The organism is Pseudomonas sp. RIT-562 (assembly GCF_026241895.1).
GTDB classification, from domain to species: domain Bacteria; phylum Pseudomonadota; class Gammaproteobacteria; order Pseudomonadales; family Pseudomonadaceae; genus Aquipseudomonas; species Aquipseudomonas mandelii_F.
Genome location: NZ_JAPJIV010000001.1, coordinates 246,780 through 263,713, shown reverse-complemented (window position 1 = coordinate 263,713; position 16,934 = coordinate 246,780). Strand labels below are relative to the sequence as shown.

The window sequence follows — 16,934 nt, the reverse complement described above, 5'->3', positions numbered from 1 at the left end:
GGTCAGCTCCGGATTTTTATTTTACTGAAACACTTTCTAGAGTCTATGCTCTATAAAGTCAACTGGCATCCTGGTGCAGCTTTGTTTTATCCGGTTACGGATAGGCCGTAAGATGCTCTTCTTCGCATTCCTGAATTAAAGCTCAAGCCATGGCCCCTCGAATAAAAACCAGCGAGCGCATCGTGCAGAACAGCCTGGAGCTGTTCAACCAGCAAGGCGAACGCAGCATCAGCACCAACCACATTGCCGCCCACATGGAGATTTCTCCGGGCAACCTGTACTACCACTTCCCTAACAAGCAGGCGATTATCGCCGTGCTGTTCAGTGAGTACGAAAGCCTGGTGGACAGCTTCCTGCGCCCGCCCCAGGGGCGTGCCTCCACGGTTGAAGACAAGCGTTTCTACCTCAAGGAACTGCTGGCAGCCATGTGGCGCTATCGATTCCTGCATCGCGACCTTGAGCATCTGCTCGACAGCGATCCGGAGTTGGCCGGGCGCTACCGACGCTTTTCCCAGCGCTGCCTGATTCATGGCACTCACATCTACGCCGGCTTCGTCGAGGCCGGGATCCTGCGCATGGACAAGGTGCAGATCGAGTCCCTGACCCTCAACGCCTGGATTATCCTGACTTCCTGGGTGCGCTTTCTGTGCACCACGCGGGAAAACTCCAATCACTTGAGTGAACAGGCCATCAAGCGCGGGGTGTACCAGGTACTGGTGCTGGAGGCCGGGTTCGTCACGGATCAGGCGCGTGATGCGGTCAATGCGCTGTACGAAGAATTTTATGTGCCACTGGGTCAGGCGCTTGAAGAAGCGCATGAGGATTCAGAACCGCTTTAATCACGGGAGCCCGTTATGCCTATTGCGCAGTTGATCAGCCCGCAAGCGTTGGACCTGAAAAAGGAGCAGCCGGGGCTGGTGATCCTGGATTGTCGTTTTGCCCTGGAGGATGCGGACTACGGCCAGCGCAGTTACTCGGAAGGCCATATTGCCGGGTCGAGTTTCGCCGACCTGGAGCGGGACTTGAGCGGGGCGGTCGTCAGGGGCGTAACCGGTCGACATCCGTTGCCAAATCCGGACGACCTGATCGAGCGCCTGCAGGCCTGGGGCGTCAACGCCGACAGCGAAGTGGTTCTGTACGACGACGGCCCCGGGGCGTTCGCGGCGCGCGCCTGGTGGTTGCTGGCATGGCTGGGCAAGCGTGATGGCGTGTTCATCCTTGATGGCGGACTCAAGGCTTGGCATGCCGCCGGGCTGCCTTTGAGCCTGGATGCTCCTGGTAAAGAGCGTGGCACCTTCAGCGGTCAGCCGGACTGCGCGTTGGTGTTGAGCTCTGAACAACTGCGGGAGCGCCTTGATCAGCCGGCGATGACCTTGCTCGATGCCCGTGCCTTGCCGCGCTTCAAGGGTGAAGTGGAGCCGATCGATCCGGTGGCCGGACACATTCCCGGAGCCCAGTGCGCGGCGTTTAGCGATAACCTCGGCGGTGATGGGCGGTTTCTGCCGGCGGATCAACTCAAGCAGCGCTTTGCCGATAAGCTGGCAGGCCGTTCGCCGACAGAGTTGGTGGCGTATTGCGGTTCCGGCGTGACCGCGTGCCACAACCTATTTGCCCTGTGCCTGGCGGGTTATCCGCTGGGGGCGCTGTATGCCGGGTCGTGGAGCGAGTGGATCAATGATCCTGCTCGGGGCGTCGCCACGGGCGAATAAACGCAAAACCCGTACGTGTACCGGTCCCTGTAGGAGCGAGCCTCCTCGCGAAAAACCTGAGCGCGCCGCAGGGTGTCAGGATCTCCGCGTTATCGTTGACGATCATCGCGAGCAGGCTCGCTCCTACAGAGGACTTGGTCAAATTCTGCCAGCCAGGCTGGGATTCGCCGCTCCAGGTAATACCCCGGCTGCCTGATCGAACCATCGACAAAACCCACATGCCCACCTCTGGCATGTAATTCGAACTGGATGCACTCAGCTAACTCGTCGGCCTGTGGCAGGCTGTGCGGAAAGACAAACGGATCGTCCGCCGCCTGGATCATCAGCGTCGGTGTGCGAATTGCCCCCAGGAAATAACGGCTCGAAGCGCGGCGATAGTAATCCTCGGCATCGGCGTAGCCATGCAGCGGTGCAGTCACCCGGCCATCGAAATCCCAGAACGTGCGCATGTTCTCCAACGAGCCAAGGGCCGCCAGGGACGCCAGTCCATCCTCGCGTCCGTCGTGCTGAAACTGGCGCTGCTTGTTTTTGATGTAAGCGACCATCTCACGCATGAAATGCACCTGATAGACCTTTGAAAATCCCTGGCCGATGCGGTCGGCGCATTGGTCCAGGCGAAAAGGCACCGAGACCGCCACCGCCCCCTGCAACCCGCTGTCATCGCCGGTTTCCCCCAGGTATTTCAATAGCACGTTGCCGCCCAGGGAATATCCGACCGCGTACATCGGCGCCAGCGGTCGCTTGGCCTTCAGATGTTTAAGGGCTTCGGCCAGGTCTTCACTGGCGCCGGAATGGTAGCTGCGAGGCAGCAGATTGGGTTCCCCTGAGCAGCCGCGCCAGTTCAGCGCAACGCTGGCCCAGCCTTGGGCCGCCAGCGCCTTTTGCACGCCAGCGACATAGGGTGAATTTGATGACCCCGTCAGCCCGTGCAGTACCAGCACCAAAGGTGCGTTGGCGCTGTGCGGGCCATGCCAGTCGAGGTCAAGAAAGTCACCGTCATCAAGCCACAGGCGCTCGCGCTCGCGTTCGATATGGGTGGTTTTGCGCCACAGCGGTCCCCACAACGTTTGCAGGTGCGGGTTGCCAAGGCCGAAGGCGGGGATGAAGCGTTCTGGCGAAGGGGGCACGATTACTCTCGATGCAGCGGTGCTTGCCTCATTGCGGCAGGCACCTTTTTCAGGCGGGTCGATTAACCGGCGATCACTGCCATACGTTGCCACAATGCGTAATACACCCGCCCGGATTTCTGCTCCCGATGCAGGCGCCAGTTGCCGGGCAAGCCAAGGCTTGATGGTGCGTTTTCGCTCTCGGTATAGATCCAGGCCTCATCCGCCAGCCACTGGCGCTCTTCAAGCAGAGTGCAAACGCTCGGCAACAAGTTCTGGTTGAACGGCGGGTCGAGAAACACTAGGTCGTAGGCGACGGCAGTCTGGGTTTCCAGGTAGCGCAAGGCGTCGGCTGTCTGGATTTGCCCGGAGGTGCAGCGCAACGTGCCCAGGTGCTCCTTGATGCTCGATACCGCAATATTGCTGGCGTCCAGCGCCTGGCCCATTGCTGCGCCACGGGACAATGCTTCAAGAAACAGCGCGCCGCTACCCGCGAAGGGGTCGAATACTTTGGCCCCGGCGACATAAGGCGCGAGCCAGTTGAACAGGGTTTCGCGCACCCGGTCCGGCGTCGGGCGCAAGCCTGGTGCATCGGGGAAGCTCAGCTTTCGGCTGCCCCATTCGCCGCCGATGATGCGCAATTGATTCACGCCGTTATGCACGTTGTGAACAGGTTTTTTAGGGCGAGAACTGGCCATTAATGCTCCGGAACCCCGAGCGGTTGCTCGGCAGGTTTATCAGTAGGGGCCGGTAACGGCTTTTGCGGCACGGTCGGGCCAGCGCTGACGATGACCATTTTGTCCGTGCTCAGGTGTTTGTTCAATGCGGCCTTGACCTGCTCGGTGGTCAGGCTTTGCGACTGGCGCATGAAGTCGTCCAGGTAACTCAGCGGCAGGTTGTAGAACCCCATGGCGCCCAGTTGGCCGACTATATCGGCATTACTGGCGGTGGACAGTGGAAAACTGCCGGCCAGTTCGCGCTTGGCGTCGTCGAGTTCTTTCTGCGTCGGGCCGGTCTTGAGGTAGTCGGCGAGGACATCCTGCACCAGCTTCAGCGTGCCTTCGCTCATTTCGGCACGGGTCTGCAGGTTGATCATGAACGGGCCGCGTGCCTGCATCGGCGTGAAGCCGGAGTACACACCATAGGCCAGGCCACGTTTCTCTCGGACTTCGGTCATCAAGCGGGTGCCAAAACCACCACCGCCAAGGATCTGGTTGCCCATCGACAATGCGGCATAGTCCGGATCGTCACGGTCGATGCCCAGCTGCGCGAGCATCAGGTTGGTCTGTTTGGACGGAAACTCGATATGGCCGATGCTGGCCTTGGGTTCTGCCGGTTGGGCAATTTTCGGCAGCGCGGGGCCTTTCGGCAGGGCGCTGGAAACTTGCGTGGCAATCGCTTCGGCATCGGCGCGAGACAGGTCGCCCACCAGGGCAATGACCACGTTGCCAGCAGCATAGGCTTTCTCATGGAAGGCCTTGAGTTGTGCCAGGGTGATCGCAGGAATGGTTTTCGCCGTGCCGTCGCTCGAATGGGCATACGGGTGATCGCCGTACAGGCGGGTCATCAACTCCAGGCTCGCGAGTTTGCCGGGGTTCTGTTTCTGGTATTCGAAGCCGGCGAGCATCTGGTTCTTGATACGCGCGAAGGAGTCGGCAGGGAAGGTCGGTTTACCCACTACTTCAGCAAACAGCTGCAAGGCTGGCGCGCGCTTATCCGCTGCGCTAAGGCTGCGCAGCGAAGCCAGCGCCATGTCCTTGAATGCGCCATTGCCAAAGTCCGCACCCAGGCCTTCAAAACCCTGGGCGATAGCGCCGACGTCCTTGCCTGCAACGCCTTCGTTGAGCATGGCGTTGGTCAGCAGTGCCAGGCCGGGGGCGTCGCCATCCTGGCTGCTGCCGGCGGCAAAAATCAGCCGCAGGTCGAACATCGGCAGCTCGCGAGCCTCGACGAACAGTACTTTGGCGCCTTCGGCGGTGTTCCAGGTCTGCACGTCAAGCTTGCGGTGGCTCGGTGCCTTGCCATCGAGCTCGGCCAGGGATTGCAGCTTCTGGCTGGACTTGGCCTTGTCGAGGGCCTCGCTGGCCGTCGAGTCGTCGGGGCGCAGCAGATAGAAAGTCGCGGAGCCGATCAGGGCGACAACGACAAGGCCGATCAGCGCCAGGCGCGGTTTTTTACGCTCACTCATGAGTCGTCTCCTGTGGCAGTACATGGGCGACGCTGAGACGTTCGCGGGTGAAATACAGCTTGGCGGCTTTCTGGATGTCTTCCGGAGTCACGCTTTCCAGGTCCGCGAGTTCGGTGTCCATCAACTTCCACGACAGGCCTACCGTCTCCAACTGGCCGATGGCGGTGGCCTGGCTGGTGATCGAATCGCGCTCGTAGACCAGGCCGGCGATGACCTGAGCACGCACGCGTTCCAGTTCTTCAGCGGTAGGCGCGGTGGTTTTCAACTGATCGAGCAGTTTCCACAAGCCGGCCTCGGCTTGGGCGATGGTTTTGTTTTTCTGGGTGTTAGGGGTCGCGGACAAGGTGAACAGGCTGTCGCCGCGGGTGTAGGCGTCGTAGCTCGACGCGCCGCCGGACACCAATTCTTCCCCGCGTTCCAATTGAGTCGGAATACGTCCGCTGTAACCGCCGTCCAGCAGCGCCGAGATCAGGCGCAAGGCGTTGACCGAGCGCTTGTCGTCGGCGGTGGCGATGCTCGGCACATTGAAGCCCAGCATCAGGCTCGGCAACTGGGTTTGCACGTGCAGGGTGATCTTGCGTTCACCGGGTTCGGCCAGTTCCAGAGGTTGTTTCGCTGACGGAACGTCACGCTTGGCAATCGGCCCGAAATAGCGCTGGGCCAGGGTTTTCACCTCGTCGGGGGTGACGTCGCCGACCACCACCAGCGTGGCATTGTTCGGCACGTACCAGGATTGGTACCAGTGACGCAGTTCTTCGACCTTCATGCGGTCGAGGTCGGCCATCCAGCCGATGGTCGGCGTATGGTAGCCGCTGGCCGGGTAGGCCATGGCCTTGAAGCGCTCGTAGGCCTTGGACATCGGCTTGTCATCAGTGCGCAGGCGACGCTCTTCCTTGATGACTTCTATCTCGCGAGCGAACTCGTCGGGTGGCAGGCGCAAGCTGGCCATGCGGTCGGCTTCGAGTTCGAAGGCCACGCCCAGGCGATCCCGGGCCAGCACCTGGTAATAGGCAGTGAAGTCGTCGCTGGTGAATGCGTTCTCTTCAGCGCCCAGGTCGCGCAGGATCAGCGAGGCTTCACCGGGGCCGATTTTTTCGCTGCCCTTGAACATCATATGTTCCAGTGCGTGGGACAGGCCGGTCTGGCCTGGGGTCTCATAGCTCGAGCCGACCTTGTACCAGACCTGGGAAACGACCACTGGCGCACGATGGTCTTCGCGCACTACGACCTTGAGGCCGTTATCCAGGGTGAATTCGTGGGTGGGTTGGGGATCGGCAGCCATGGCTGAGAGTGGCAGACAAACTGTGCTGAGCAGCAGGCCTGCAGCGCGGCGGGCAAGAGCATTCATTCGTTTTTAAACCTGTTGGGCTGCCCGCTTGGTCTTAGCGTCGGCGGGCGAGAGGGTGCTAGGATACTGATCCGTTTTAGCGGCGGCCACGCCTATCAGGCCTTGGTGCTTGATCAGGTTGTATGGGTTCGCGACGGGAATTCGACATTTATCAGCAGAGTTCTACTTTTTCGCCGATTTTGCCGCATCAGTCCTGTGTTAAATCGTTTTCTTGAGGTGTGCTGTGCACCTCTACAAAATGTTGCGCGTGAACAAGCTCGATCAATCGCAGTCTGTTCAGCATTGAATATTTATTTGCCGAGGCGCCTGTGGGCGCGTCGCTACCGTGAGATAGCCGTCCTCCATGTTTGGTTCCAACGACGACAAGAAGACCCCAGCTGCGGCTGGCGAGAAGAAAGGCCTGTTCGGATGGCTGCGCAAAAAGCCGCAGGAAACCGTCGTCGAACAGCCACAGCCACTACCTGAGCCGGTTCCTGAGCCGGTATTGGACGAGGAGCCGGCACCGATTGTCCTGCCGATCGCCGAGCCGGTGCTGCAGCCGGTCATCGAGCCTGAGCCTGAGCCCGAGCCTGAAATCGTGGCCGAGCAGCCGCTGACGCCAGCTCCGGCTGCCGAGCCGTGGTTGAAGCTGCCAGTGGCAGAAGAGCCGGTAGCGTTGGTCGAGGATGAGCTGGCACCGCACTTGCCGCCACCGATCCCGGCCCCGACTGTCGTTGCACCAGAGCCGGTTCAGGCACTATTTGTCGAGCCGCCAGTCGCTCCGGTGGTTTTGAATGAGCCAGAGCCAGAGCCAGAGCCAGAGCCAGAGCCAGAGCCAGTTGCAGCAGTGCCGATGCCAGAGCCAGTAGTAGTCGCTGCGCCAGCGCCTGCTCCGGTCCAGGCCCCGGTGATTGCCGAGACGCCCGTTGCCCTCGCGCAACCTGCGGCTGAACCCGCACGTACCGAAGAAACCAAGGCGGGCTTCTTCGCCCGGCTCAAACAAGGTTTGTCCAAGACCAGCGCCAGCATCGGCGAAGGCATGGCCAGCCTGTTCCTGGGCAAAAAATTCATCGATGACGAACTGCTCGAAGACATCGAGACCCGTCTGCTCACCGCCGACGTGGGTGTCGAAGCCACCTCGGTGATCATCCAGCGCCTGACCCAGAAAGTTGCGCGCAAGGAGCTGACCGATGCCGATGCGCTGTACAAGTCGCTGCAGGCGGAGTTGGCGGCGATGCTCAAGCCGGTTGAGCAACCGCTGAAAATCTCCTCGCAGAACAAACCCTTCGTGATTCTGGTAGTTGGCGTCAATGGCGCCGGCAAGACCACGACTATCGGCAAGCTGGCGAAAAAGCTGCAGCTTGAAGGCAAGAAAGTCATGCTGGCCGCCGGTGACACCTTCCGTGCTGCTGCGGTCGAGCAGTTGCAGGTCTGGGGCGAGCGCAACAAGATCCCGGTGATCGCCCAGCACACCGGCGCCGACTCGGCATCGGTTATCTTTGACGCCGTGCAGGCCGCCAAGGCCCGTGGCATCGACGTACTGATCGCCGACACTGCCGGGCGCCTGCATACCAAAGACAACCTGATGGAAGAACTGAAGAAGGTTCGCCGGGTAATCAGCAAGCTCGATGCGGACGCGCCGCACGAGGTGTTGCTGGTGCTCGACGCAGGGACTGGCCAGAACGCCATCAACCAGGCCAAGCAATTCAACCAGACCGTTGAATTGACTGGTCTGGCACTGACCAAACTCGATGGCACGGCCAAGGGCGGGGTGATTTTCGCCTTGGCCAAGCAGTTCGGCCTGCCTATTCGTTACATCGGCGTCGGCGAAGGCATCGATGACTTGCGTACTTTTGAAGCAGAACCCTTTGTCCAGGCACTGTTTGCCGAGCGGGAGCGTTCATGATTCGTTTCGAACAGGTCGGTAAACGCTATCCGAACGGTCACGTCGGCCTGCACGAGCTGAGCTTTCGGGTCCGGCGCGGCGAGTTCTTGTTTGTAACCGGGCATTCCGGCGCCGGTAAAAGCACATTGCTGCGGCTGCTGTTGGCCATGGAGCGCCCGACCACTGGCAAATTGCTGCTAGCCGGGCAGGATCTGGCCACCATCAGCAACGCGCAGATTCCTTTCCTGCGGCGGCAGATTGGCGTGGTGTTCCAGAATCACCAGCTGCTGTTCGATCGCACCGTATTCAACAACGTGGCCTTGCCGCTGCAGATCCTTGGCTTGTCGAAGGCCGAGATCGTCAAGCGCGTGGACTCTGCCCTTGAGCGAGTGGCGCTCTCCGACAAAACTGACTTGTATCCCGGCGACCTGTCCACCGGGCAACAACAGCGCGTCGGTATTGCGCGGGCCATCGTGCATCGCCCGGCCTTGCTGCTGGCGGACGAACCCACCGGTAACCTCGACCCGCGCCTGGCGGCCGAGATCATGGGGGTTTTCGAAGACATCAATCGCCTGGGCACCAGCGTGCTGATCGCCAGTCACGACCTGGCGCTGATCGCGCGCATGCGCCACCGCATGCTGACTCTGCAGCGCGGTCGCTTGATCGGTGACGGGGAGGCCGGCGTATGAGTGCGACTCGCAGCCCCAAGGTTTCCGAGCGCGTGGCCCCGAAGGCCGCCGATCCGCAGCCGCAGAAGAAAAAACGCGACGACGATGACGGCCCTGACTTCGCCACGCTGTTCCACGCCTGGATTGAAAGCCATCGCGCCAGCCTGATGGACAGTCTGCGCCGTTTGGGCAAGCAGCCCATTGGCAGCTTCTTTACCTGCATGGTGATGGCAGTCGCCTTGAGCCTGCCTATGGGGCTGTCACTTTTGCTAGGTAACGTCGAGCGTCTCGGTGGTTCTTGGCAGCGTGCGGCACAGATTTCCCTGTACCTGCAACTCGACGCCAGCCCTGAACAGGGCGAAGCGTTACGAGAGCAGATAAAGGCTATCCCCGGCGTTGCCGAAGCCGAATACGTTGGCCGCGATCAGGCGCTCGAGGAGTTCCAGCAGCAGTCCGGCTTGGGCGACGCGCTCAAGGAATTGCCGGAAAACCCACTGCCCGGCGTGGTGCTGGTGACCCCTAACGAGGTCGACAAGCCTGCTCTTGAAGCATTGAGACAAAAACTTTCGGAGTTGCCGAAGGTACAACAGGCGCAACTTGATCTAGTCTGGGTCGAGCGTTTGGCAGCGATTCTGAAGCTGGGCGACCGTTTTGTCTTCGGTCTCACCGTGCTGCTGGTTTCTGCATTACTTTTGGTGATAGGCAATACCATTCGTCTTCATATTGAAAACCGGCGCACAGAGATAGAAGTGATTAAACTCGTGGGCGGCACTGACAGTTATGTGCGCAGGCCCTTTCTGTACATGGGCGCGCTGTATGGCTTCGGTGCAGGGATATTTTCCTGGGGCGTATTGGCGTTTGGCCTGGATTGGCTGAACGATGCGGTGGTCGGCCTGGCCGGTTTGTACGGCAGTGATTTCGCATTGGCCGGGGTACCGGTTGCCGACGGTCTGTCACTCTTGCTTGGCGCGGTGCTGTTGGGGTATATCGGTGCATGGATTGCAGTCGCACGCCACCTGCGGGAGCTTGCGCCAAAGTAATATCATTTTGCTCGTATTGACCTTTCAGCGTTTATGGGAACTTGTTCTTCGGTTTCCGGTCAATTTTCGCAGTGCTGAACTGCACGAGTTATGTAAGACGGAGGTTTTTTCGTATGACCAATTCTTTGCAACCTGCATATGCTCTGGTCCCGGGTGCGAACCTGGAGGCCTATGTGCACACGGTGAACAGCATTCCACTGCTGACGCCGGAGCAGGAGCGTGAACTGGCCGAGAGTCTCTACTATGAGCAGGATTTGGGGGCGGCTCGGCAGATGGTGCTCGCCCACCTGCGTTTTGTCGTACACATTGCCCGTAGCTATTCCGGCTACGGTCTGGCTCAGGCTGACCTGATCCAGGAAGGCAACGTCGGCCTGATGAAGGCCGTGAAGCGCTTCAACCCGGAAATGGGTGTGCGTCTGGTTTCGTTCGCTGTGCACTGGATCAAGGCGGAGATTCACGAGTTCATCCTGCGCAACTGGCGCATCGTGAAAGTCGCGACCACCAAGGCCCAGCGCAAGCTGTTCTTCAACCTGCGCAGCCAGAAGAAACGTCTGGCCTGGTTGAATAACGAGGAAGTCCACCGTGTGGCGGAAAGCCTTGGCGTAGAGCCGCGGGAAGTGCGTGAGATGGAAAGTCGCCTGACCGGCCATGACATGGCCTTCGACCCGGCTGCAGAAGCAGACGACGACAGCGCTTTCCAATCGCCGGCCAATTACCTGGAAGACCACCGGTACGATCCGGCCCGTCAACTGGAAGATGCCGACTGGAGCGACAACTCCAACCACAACCTGCACGAGGCGCTGGAAGTGCTGGATGACCGCAGCCGCGACATTCTCTATCAGCGCTGGTTGGCTGAAGAGAAGGCCACGCTGCATGACCTGGCGCAGAAGTACAACGTGTCGGCCGAGCGTATTCGTCAGCTTGAGAAAAGCGCGATGAACAAGCTCAAGTTGTCGATCGCGGCTTAACTTCCGCGAACGCCATAGAAATCGCCCCGGTCAGCAATGATCGGGGCGTTTTTGTTTGTGCATGTCTTACTGAATGACCACGCAGCCAGTGTGGGAGCGGGCTTGCTCGCGAATGGGGAGTGTCATCCTGCAGTAACGTTGACTGACACGACGCCTTCGCGAGCAAGCCCGCTCCCACAGGGGATTTGCAGTGTTACTGCGCCCAAGGTGCCCGGCGCGAATCGTTCAGGCCCAGCAGATAGCTGTCACCGCCCAACTGGCTCATCTGCTGCCGAACCCACCCTGCGCGTCGCGCAACATAACTGGTGGGATGGCTCGCGCTCCACACTCGCGGGTTCGGTAGGACTGCCGCCAAGAGGCTGGATTGCTGACGGCTCAGCCCCTTAGCGCTCACGCCAAAGTGATGCCGGGCGGCCGCTTCCGCGCCAAATACCCCTTCATCCCACTCGACGCTGTTGAGGTACACCTCAAGAATCCGTTGCTTTGGCCACAGCACCTCGATCAGCCCAGTGAACCATGCTTCCAGTCCCTTGCGCAGCCAGCTGCGGCCAGACCAGAGAAACAGATTCTTCGAAACCTGCTGGCTCAACGTGCTGGCGCCGCGGATCGATCCTCCCAGCTCGTTGTGAGCCAGGGCTTTTTGAATCGCGCCGAAATCGAATCCCCAGTGCTCCGGGAATTTTTGATCCTCGCCCGCAATTACCGCGAGTTTGAGGTCGTCGGAGATCTCATCCCAGGGTTTCCAGGTGCGTTGCAGATCGATGGGCTCGCCGTCGAACCAGGATTCGATCTTGCGCTCGACCATCAAGGCCGTCCCCGGGGGCGGCACCACGCGAAATATCAGCACCAGCAAAACGCTGCCGCCCGCGAACCAGAGCACGGCCTTGGTGAATCTTCGTAGAATTAAACGCAGCATAGAGATGGCTTGGCCGAACCCGTTGAGCGGGCCATTATACAGACCCTGTTGATCGAGTCTGACTGGAGTTCTCATGCTGCGTGGCTTTCTGATGTTGGCCGCTTTTTTCGGCTTTACCGGAGTTGCCCTGGGCGCCTTCGCCGCCCATGGCCTGAAGAGCCGCCTGACGCCTGAATATCTGGCGATTTTTCATACCGGCGTCACCTATCAACTGGTGCATACCCTGGCGTTGCTCGGGGTGGCGTTGCTGGCCACGCAGATACCGGGACGCCTGGTTACCTGGGCCGGAGCCTCGTTTGCGATCGGCATTCTGCTGTTCTCAGGTAGTTTGTATGTGTTGACCATGACGGGCATCAGCAAGCTTGGGATCATCACGCCATTTGGCGGCCTGGCATTTCTGGTTGGCTGGTTCTGCCTGGGCCTTGCCGCCTGGCGCCTGGCCTGAGGTAACCAAACCTCTGTAGGAGCTGCCGCAGGCTGCGATCTTTTGATCTTCAAAAAAGCCAGATCGAAAGATCGCAGCCTGCGGCAGCTCCTACCGGGAGGATTGCGTTTCAAGACGAATGGCTTGGGTCGATCTGACTGATCGGGCTAGAATGCCAGCCCCTTAAAAAGATGGTGGCCTGTGGCATGCGCATTCAGTTGAACGGCGAATCCCTTGAATTGCCCGACGGTGAAACCGTTGCGGCCCTGCTGACCCGTCTGGAACTGACCGGACGCCGCGTTGCGGTGGAGCTCAATCTGGATATCGTGCCGCGCAGCCAGCATGCCGAAACCACTCTGAACGACGGCGATTCGGTCGAAGTGGTGCACGCCATCGGCGGCGGCTAGTCGCCCGGGCCCCCAGGGCACAGCATTCTGCAAGAACCTCAACCCTACAGAGGATTTCCCATGAGCATCGTTCGTAGCGACAAGCCCTTCGTCCTGGCCGGTCGTACTTACCAGTCGCGTTTGCTGGTAGGTACCGGCAAGTACCGCGACATGGAAGAAACCCGCCAGGCCATCGAAGCCTCGGGCGCCGAGATCGTGACCTTCGCCGTGCGCCGTACCAACCTCGGCCAGAACCCCGGCGAACCGAACCTGCTCGAAGTCCTGTCGCCGGAGCGCTACACCTTCCTGCCGAACACTGCCGGTTGCTTTGATGCCACCGAGGCCGTGCGCACCTGTCGCCTGGCCCGTGAGCTGCTTGGCGGCCACAACCTGGTGAAGCTGGAAGTGCTGGCCGACCAGAAAACCCTGTTTCCCAACGTGATTGAAACCCTCAAGGCCGCCGAAGTGCTGGTCAAGGAAGGTTTTGACGTGATGGTCTACACCAGCGATGACCCGATCATTGCCCGTCAGCTGGCGGAAATCGGTGTCATCGCGGTGATGCCTCTGGCTGGTCTGATCGGTACGGGCCTGGGGATCTGCAACCCGTACAACCTGCAAATCATCCTCGAAGAAGCGAAAATTCCCGTACTGGTGGATGCCGGTGTGGGTACCGCCTCCGATGCCACCATTGCCATGGAACTGGGTTGCGAGGCGGTGCTGATGAACTCGGCGATCGCCCATGCCCAGCAACCGGTCATGATGGCCGAAGCCATGAAACATGCGATCGTCGCGGGCCGTCTGGCTTACCTCGCCGGTCGCATGCCGAAAAAACTCTATGCCAGCGCCTCCTCGCCGCTGGATGGTCTGATCAAGTAAGAGCCATTGATGACTGAATCAAACGAAACGCCTGTCCAGCCGGAAGAAGGCGAAGAACGCCAACATCGCCGTATCAAGAGTTTTGTGATGCGCGCCGGGCGCATGACCGAAGGCCAGCAGAAAGGCCTGGAGCAGGGTACTGCGCTGTTCGTCCTGCCGCTGGCCGATGCGCCGGTGGACTTCGATCAGGTGTTTGGCCGTTCTGCGCCGCGCTCCCTGGAAATCGGCTTCGGCATGGGCCATTCGCTGCTGGAAATGGCTGCGGCTTCGCCGGAGCAGGATTTCATTGGCGTTGAGGTGCACCGTCCAGGTGTCGGCGCGCTGCTCAATGGCGTGCTGACCCAGGGCCTGACCAACCTTCGAGTCTATGATTGCGATGCGATCGAGGTGCTCAACCGCTGCGTGGCCGACAACAGCCTCGATCGCCTGATGCTGTTTTTCCCCGACCCATGGCACAAGAGCCGCCACCACAAGCGCCGTATCGTTCAGGCATCGTTCGCGGAGCTGGTGCGGAGCAAGTTAAAGGTCGGCGGTGTGCTGCACATGGCCACGGACTGGGAGCCGTACGCCGAATACATGCTCGAAGTGATGAATGTCGCGCCGGGTTATCGCAACCTGGCTGAAGACGGCAAATGCGTACCGCGCCCGGCCGAGCGGCCGATTACCAAGTTCGAACGCCGCGGCGAACGTCTTGGGCATGGCGTGTGGGATCTGAAGTTCGAAAAGCAGTCTTAAAACCTGTGGGAGCGGGCTTGCTCGCGAATGCGGTGTATCAGACACATTTATGTTGACTGACACATCGCATTCGCGAGCAAGCCCGCTCCCACAGTTGTTTTGGGTTGTTCGTAGGTTCAGCGGCGATCAGCCACCACGCCAATCAACACCAGCACCACCACCAATACCGGCGCCAGGCTGTAGTTGTTGAATTGACTCAAGCCCTTGACGATCCACGGAGTCGCATAGATCAGTGCGGCGCCGCTGCCAACCATGCACAACAGGGCCATCATCGGGACGCGCAAGGCGCCCGCGACGCTGCCCAGGCGTTGCTCGACCCAGCCTTTGAAATCCGCACCAAACAACACCAGCAGGCACCCTACAAGCGCCAGGGCGATTTCCGATAGGTTGCCGCGACTCCAGCGAGACACCGTGGCGAGCAGGTCGAGTACAAAATCCATGGGTTTTCCTTAGTTCTGGAATCAGCTCAGAAATTTCTGCAGCAAGTCATTGAGGAACAGTTGGCCGCGCTCGGTGGCCGCCAGGCGTGACGGTTCGACCTGCAACAAGCCGCTTTGTTCTGCCTCCAGCCGACCTTCAGCAAGGCTTTCCAGGGACAGGCCGGTGCGTTCCGGGTACAGCCGCGATTCCACACCCGCAGTCAGGCGCAAGGCGTTCATCAGGAAGTCGAACGGCAGCTCTTCGTTGGTCAGCGCTTTCTCGCCGGCCTGGAAGCTTTTCGCCGGGTTGAGGTAGTCCTTAGGTAGCCGGGTCTTCCAGGTGCGCACGATGCGCCCGTCCGGATGACTGAGCTTGCCGTGGGCTCCAGCGCCGATGCCGATGAAATCGCCGAAACTCCAGTAGTTGAGGTTGTGCCGTGCCGCGCGGCCAGCCTGTGCATAGGCAGACACTTCGTATTGCGCGTAACCGTGCTCGGCCAGCAACGCCTGCCCGGCCTCCTGTATGTCCCACAGGGTGTCGTCTTCCGGCAGTGCGGGCGGCTGGTTCCAGAACACCGTGTTCGGTTCCAGCGTCAGTTGATACCAGGACAGGTGAGTCGGCTTCAGGGCAATGGCTTGGCGCAGGTCATTCAATGCATCGTCCAGGGACTGATCGGGCAAGCCGTGCATCAGGTCCAGGTTGAAGTTGTCGAACCCGGCCTGACGCGCCATGCCGGCGGCTCGCAGGGCTTCGTCGCCGTTATGGATGCGCCCCAGGGCCTTGAGCTTCTGTTCCTGAAAACTCTGGATGCCGATCGACAGGCGATTGATGCCCAGTGCCCGGTAAGCAGTGAACTTCTCTTGCTCGAAGGTGCCGGGGTTGGCCTCCAGGGTGATTTCGATGTCGGCGGCAAACTTTATGCGCTGTTCGACGCCCTTGAGCAATCGACCCAGGGCCGCAGCGCTGAACAGGCTCGGCGTGCCACCGCCAAAGAAGATCGAGCTCAGCTCGCGACCGTAGACTGCATGCAGGTCCTGATCGAGATCGGCCAGCAGCGCATCAACGTATTCCTCTTCTGGCAGCACCGGGCTGGCAGTGTGGGAATTGAAGTCGCAATAAGGGCATTTGCGTACACACCACGGGATGTGGATGTACAGCGCCAGGGGCGGGAGCACGGCAAATGGAGCCCGAGGCGATTGTGCGGCGCCGCCGAAGATCAGCGGCGGCGCGGAGGAGTCGTGGGTCATTTCAAGCCCAGACGCTGGCGCAGCAGATCCATTGCACGGGCGCGGTGGCTGATCAGGTTCTTGTCGCTGGGGCTCAGCTCGGCGCTGGAACAGTCGCGTTCTGGCACCCAGAACAGCGGGTCATAGCCAAACCCGTGCTCGCCGCTGGCCTGGGTCAGGATGCGCCCGTGCCACAAGCCTTCGCAAAGGATCGGCAACGGATCGTCTGCGTGCCGTACCAGCGCCAGCACACAAACGAATTGCGCGCCGCGCTCGGCTTCCGGCACGTCTTTCAAAGCTTCCAGCAGTTTGGCGTTGTTCGCCGCGTCGCCCTGGCCGTCAGCGTAACGGGCGGAATAGATGCCCGGTGCACCACCCAGGAAATCCACGGCCAGGCCCGAATCGTCGGCCAGGGCCGGCAGGCCGGAAATACGCGCGGCGTTGCGGGCCTTGAGGATGGCATTCTCGACGAACGACAGGCCGGTTTCTTCAGGCTCGACAGTGCTGAATTCGCCGATCGAGCGCAGTTGCACCGAGTCGCCGAGCATGGCCTGGAGTTCCTTGAGCTTGCCGGCGTTGTGGCTGGCCAGTACGAGTTGGGTGAAGTTCATCATTGGCCGGGGAAAAGCTCTTGGTTGAAATTGATGGTGTTGATTTTATCGCCGTTCTGCACCTTGATCTCGAAGGTGCGCACTTCCTGCTGGTCCACCGGGTACTGCGCGATGTAGTAGATCGCACCCTGTTCGGTGATCTGGCGGAAGTTGAGCTTCACGCTCTGGCTGGTCAGGTCCTTGATGGTGCCACTGACCTGGGCCATCTGCGGCTTGCCATCTTTGAGCACCGAAACGTTGATCACGCCTTGGTTCTTGCTGCGAGTCAGCTCAGCAGCTTTGGCAATGTCCGGGGTCAGGAAGGTGGAATTGAAGGTGTTGTAGTGCACCGTCACGTCACCGAATTTCTCCTGGCGTTCACCCTTGATGGCATCTGCAGCGATGGCGGTCACGCTCAGGCAGGCAGTAAGTAGAAACAGCGCTAGACGACCCATAGTGGTTCTCCTCGA

Annotated in this window: 19 protein-coding genes; 10 read left to right on the top strand and 9 right to left on the bottom strand. The window is 60.2% G+C overall.

Annotated elements, in window-relative coordinates; all coding sequences use genetic code 11:
* The first annotated feature begins 149 nt into the window (after positions 1–149).
* Both ORL50_RS01185 and ORL50_RS01180 read left to right on the top strand, forming a co-directional pair.
* Positions 150–839, top strand: a complete 690-nt coding sequence (locus ORL50_RS01185; protein ID WP_266009371.1) for a TetR/AcrR family transcriptional regulator — start codon at positions 150–152, stop codon at positions 837–839.
* A 15-nt stretch (positions 840–854) separates the two neighbouring features.
* Entirely contained in the window at positions 855–1,709 is an 855-nt protein-coding gene (locus ORL50_RS01180; RefSeq protein ID WP_266009370.1) for a sulfurtransferase, read from the top strand.
* An 89-nt stretch (positions 1,710–1,798) separates the two neighbouring features.
* Here ORL50_RS01180 and ORL50_RS01170 read toward each other — a convergent pair whose 3' ends face one another.
* The 4 genes from ORL50_RS01170 to ORL50_RS01155 form a co-directional block, all read right to left on the bottom strand.
* The gene (locus ORL50_RS01170; protein ID WP_266009369.1) at positions 1,799–2,836 is read right to left on the bottom strand and encodes a hydrolase; all 1,038 of its coding nucleotides are present in this window, start codon (positions 2,834–2,836) and stop codon (positions 1,799–1,801) included.
* A 62-nt stretch (positions 2,837–2,898) separates the two neighbouring features.
* Complete coding sequence (gene rsmD, locus ORL50_RS01165) at positions 2,899–3,513, bottom strand: 16S rRNA (guanine(966)-N(2))-methyltransferase RsmD (RefSeq protein WP_266009368.1); 615 nt, start codon at positions 3,511–3,513, stop codon at positions 2,899–2,901.
* The gene (locus ORL50_RS01160; RefSeq protein WP_266009367.1) at positions 3,513–5,003 is read right to left on the bottom strand and encodes a M16 family metallopeptidase; all 1,491 of its coding nucleotides are present in this window, start codon (positions 5,001–5,003) and stop codon (positions 3,513–3,515) included. The genes rsmD and ORL50_RS01160 overlap by 1 nt, the downstream gene beginning before the upstream one ends.
* A complete protein-coding gene (locus tag ORL50_RS01155; RefSeq protein WP_266009366.1) occupies positions 4,996–6,351 on the bottom strand; it encodes a M16 family metallopeptidase in 1,356 nt (451 codons plus the stop codon). Before ORL50_RS01155 ends, ORL50_RS01160 begins: the two co-directional genes overlap by 8 nt.
* 343 nt (positions 6,352–6,694) lie before the next feature.
* Between ORL50_RS01155 and ftsY the strand changes: the two genes are divergently transcribed.
* From ftsY to rpoH, 4 genes are all read left to right on the top strand, one after another.
* The gene (ftsY, locus tag ORL50_RS01150) at positions 6,695–8,236 is read left to right on the top strand and encodes a signal recognition particle-docking protein FtsY (protein WP_266009365.1); all 1,542 of its coding nucleotides are present in this window, start codon (positions 6,695–6,697) and stop codon (positions 8,234–8,236) included.
* A complete protein-coding gene (gene ftsE, locus ORL50_RS01145) occupies positions 8,233–8,904 on the top strand; it encodes a cell division ATP-binding protein FtsE (protein ID WP_095164552.1) in 672 nt (223 codons plus the stop codon). Before ftsY ends, ftsE begins: the two co-directional genes overlap by 4 nt.
* On the top strand, positions 8,901–9,923 hold the full coding sequence (ftsX, locus tag ORL50_RS01140) for a permease-like cell division protein FtsX (RefSeq protein WP_266009364.1): 1,023 nt from the start codon (positions 8,901–8,903) through the stop codon (positions 9,921–9,923). The genes ftsE and ftsX overlap by 4 nt, the downstream gene beginning before the upstream one ends.
* A 113-nt stretch (positions 9,924–10,036) precedes the next feature.
* The gene (gene rpoH / locus ORL50_RS01135; protein WP_007897890.1) at positions 10,037–10,891 is read left to right on the top strand and encodes an RNA polymerase sigma factor RpoH; all 855 of its coding nucleotides are present in this window, start codon (positions 10,037–10,039) and stop codon (positions 10,889–10,891) included.
* A gap of 193 nt (positions 10,892–11,084) precedes the next feature.
* On the opposite strand, the gene mtgA is transcribed toward rpoH, so the two are convergent.
* Positions 11,085–11,807: a monofunctional biosynthetic peptidoglycan transglycosylase gene (gene mtgA, locus ORL50_RS01130; RefSeq protein ID WP_266009362.1), complete on the bottom strand. Its 723-nt coding sequence runs from the start codon at positions 11,805–11,807 to the stop codon at positions 11,085–11,087.
* 73 nt (positions 11,808–11,880) lie between these two features.
* Here mtgA and ORL50_RS01125 point away from each other — a divergent pair, with 73 nt between their 5' ends.
* The 4 genes from ORL50_RS01125 (at position 11,881) to trmB (ending at position 14,228) form a co-directional block, all read left to right on the top strand.
* The gene (locus tag ORL50_RS01125) at positions 11,881–12,252 is read left to right on the top strand and encodes a DUF423 domain-containing protein (RefSeq protein WP_266009361.1); all 372 of its coding nucleotides are present in this window, start codon (positions 11,881–11,883) and stop codon (positions 12,250–12,252) included.
* A gap of 185 nt (positions 12,253–12,437) precedes the next feature.
* On the top strand, positions 12,438–12,638 hold the full coding sequence (gene thiS, locus ORL50_RS01120) for a sulfur carrier protein ThiS (protein WP_007897898.1): 201 nt from the start codon (positions 12,438–12,440) through the stop codon (positions 12,636–12,638).
* 60 nt (positions 12,639–12,698) lie between these two features.
* Entirely contained in the window at positions 12,699–13,493 is a 795-nt protein-coding gene (locus tag ORL50_RS01115) for a thiazole synthase (protein WP_266009360.1), read from the top strand.
* Between the two features lie 9 nt (positions 13,494–13,502).
* Positions 13,503–14,228 carry a tRNA (guanosine(46)-N7)-methyltransferase TrmB gene (gene trmB / locus ORL50_RS01110; protein WP_266009359.1) on the top strand — a complete coding sequence of 242 codons (726 nt, stop codon included), beginning with the start codon at positions 13,503–13,505 and terminating at the stop codon, positions 14,226–14,228.
* A 116-nt stretch (positions 14,229–14,344) separates the two neighbouring features.
* On the opposite strand, the gene ORL50_RS01105 is transcribed toward trmB, so the two are convergent.
* Genes ORL50_RS01105 through ORL50_RS01090 form a run of 4 tightly spaced genes read right to left on the bottom strand, consistent with a single transcriptional unit; the run spans position 14,345 to position 16,919 of the window.
* Positions 14,345–14,668 carry a DUF3392 domain-containing protein gene (locus tag ORL50_RS01105; RefSeq protein ID WP_266009358.1) on the bottom strand — a complete coding sequence of 108 codons (324 nt, stop codon included), beginning with the start codon at positions 14,666–14,668 and terminating at the stop codon, positions 14,345–14,347.
* A 21-nt stretch (positions 14,669–14,689) separates the two neighbouring features.
* Positions 14,690–15,895 (bottom strand): radical SAM family heme chaperone HemW, encoded by a 1,206-nt coding sequence (hemW, locus tag ORL50_RS01100; RefSeq protein WP_266009357.1) that lies wholly within the window; start codon positions 15,893–15,895, stop codon positions 14,690–14,692.
* Positions 15,892–16,488: an RdgB/HAM1 family non-canonical purine NTP pyrophosphatase gene (gene rdgB, locus ORL50_RS01095; protein ID WP_266009356.1), complete on the bottom strand. Its 597-nt coding sequence runs from the start codon at positions 16,486–16,488 to the stop codon at positions 15,892–15,894. Before rdgB ends, hemW begins: the two co-directional genes overlap by 4 nt.
* On the bottom strand, positions 16,485–16,919 hold the full coding sequence (locus ORL50_RS01090; RefSeq protein ID WP_266009355.1) for a DUF4426 domain-containing protein: 435 nt from the start codon (positions 16,917–16,919) through the stop codon (positions 16,485–16,487). The genes rdgB and ORL50_RS01090 overlap by 4 nt, the downstream gene beginning before the upstream one ends.
* Positions 16,920–16,934: the final 15 nt, after the last annotated feature.

Coding starts and splice junctions, on each gene's coding strand:
- ftsX (WP_266009364.1), top strand. CDS start 8,901: ATGAGTGCGACTCGCAGCCCCAAGGTTTCCGAGCGCGTGGCCCCGAAG.
- ORL50_RS01180 (WP_266009370.1), top strand. CDS start 855: ATGCCTATTGCGCAGTTGATCAGCCCGCAAGCGTTGGACCTGAAAAAG.
- hemW (WP_266009357.1), bottom strand. CDS start 15,895: ATGACCCACGACTCCTCCGCGCCGCCGCTGATCTTCGGCGGCGCCGCA.
- ORL50_RS01115 (WP_266009360.1), top strand. CDS start 12,699: ATGAGCATCGTTCGTAGCGACAAGCCCTTCGTCCTGGCCGGTCGTACT.
- ORL50_RS01160 (WP_266009367.1), bottom strand. CDS start 5,003: ATGAGTGAGCGTAAAAAACCGCGCCTGGCGCTGATCGGCCTTGTCGTT.
- ORL50_RS01105 (WP_266009358.1), bottom strand. CDS start 14,668: ATGGATTTTGTACTCGACCTGCTCGCCACGGTGTCTCGCTGGAGTCGC.
- mtgA (WP_266009362.1), bottom strand. CDS start 11,807: ATGCTGCGTTTAATTCTACGAAGATTCACCAAGGCCGTGCTCTGGTTC.
- trmB (WP_266009359.1), top strand. CDS start 13,503: ATGACTGAATCAAACGAAACGCCTGTCCAGCCGGAAGAAGGCGAAGAA.
- ORL50_RS01125 (WP_266009361.1), top strand. CDS start 11,881: ATGCTGCGTGGCTTTCTGATGTTGGCCGCTTTTTTCGGCTTTACCGGA.
- ftsE (WP_095164552.1), top strand. CDS start 8,233: ATGATTCGTTTCGAACAGGTCGGTAAACGCTATCCGAACGGTCACGTC.
- ORL50_RS01155 (WP_266009366.1), bottom strand. CDS start 6,351: ATGAATGCTCTTGCCCGCCGCGCTGCAGGCCTGCTGCTCAGCACAGTT.
- thiS (WP_007897898.1), top strand. CDS start 12,438: ATGCGCATTCAGTTGAACGGCGAATCCCTTGAATTGCCCGACGGTGAA.
- ftsY (WP_266009365.1), top strand. CDS start 6,695: ATGTTTGGTTCCAACGACGACAAGAAGACCCCAGCTGCGGCTGGCGAG.
- rdgB (WP_266009356.1), bottom strand. CDS start 16,488: ATGATGAACTTCACCCAACTCGTACTGGCCAGCCACAACGCCGGCAAG.
- rpoH (WP_007897890.1), top strand. CDS start 10,037: ATGACCAATTCTTTGCAACCTGCATATGCTCTGGTCCCGGGTGCGAAC.
- ORL50_RS01090 (WP_266009355.1), bottom strand. CDS start 16,919: ATGGGTCGTCTAGCGCTGTTTCTACTTACTGCCTGCCTGAGCGTGACC.
- rsmD (WP_266009368.1), bottom strand. CDS start 3,513: ATGGCCAGTTCTCGCCCTAAAAAACCTGTTCACAACGTGCATAACGGC.
- ORL50_RS01185 (WP_266009371.1), top strand. CDS start 150: ATGGCCCCTCGAATAAAAACCAGCGAGCGCATCGTGCAGAACAGCCTG.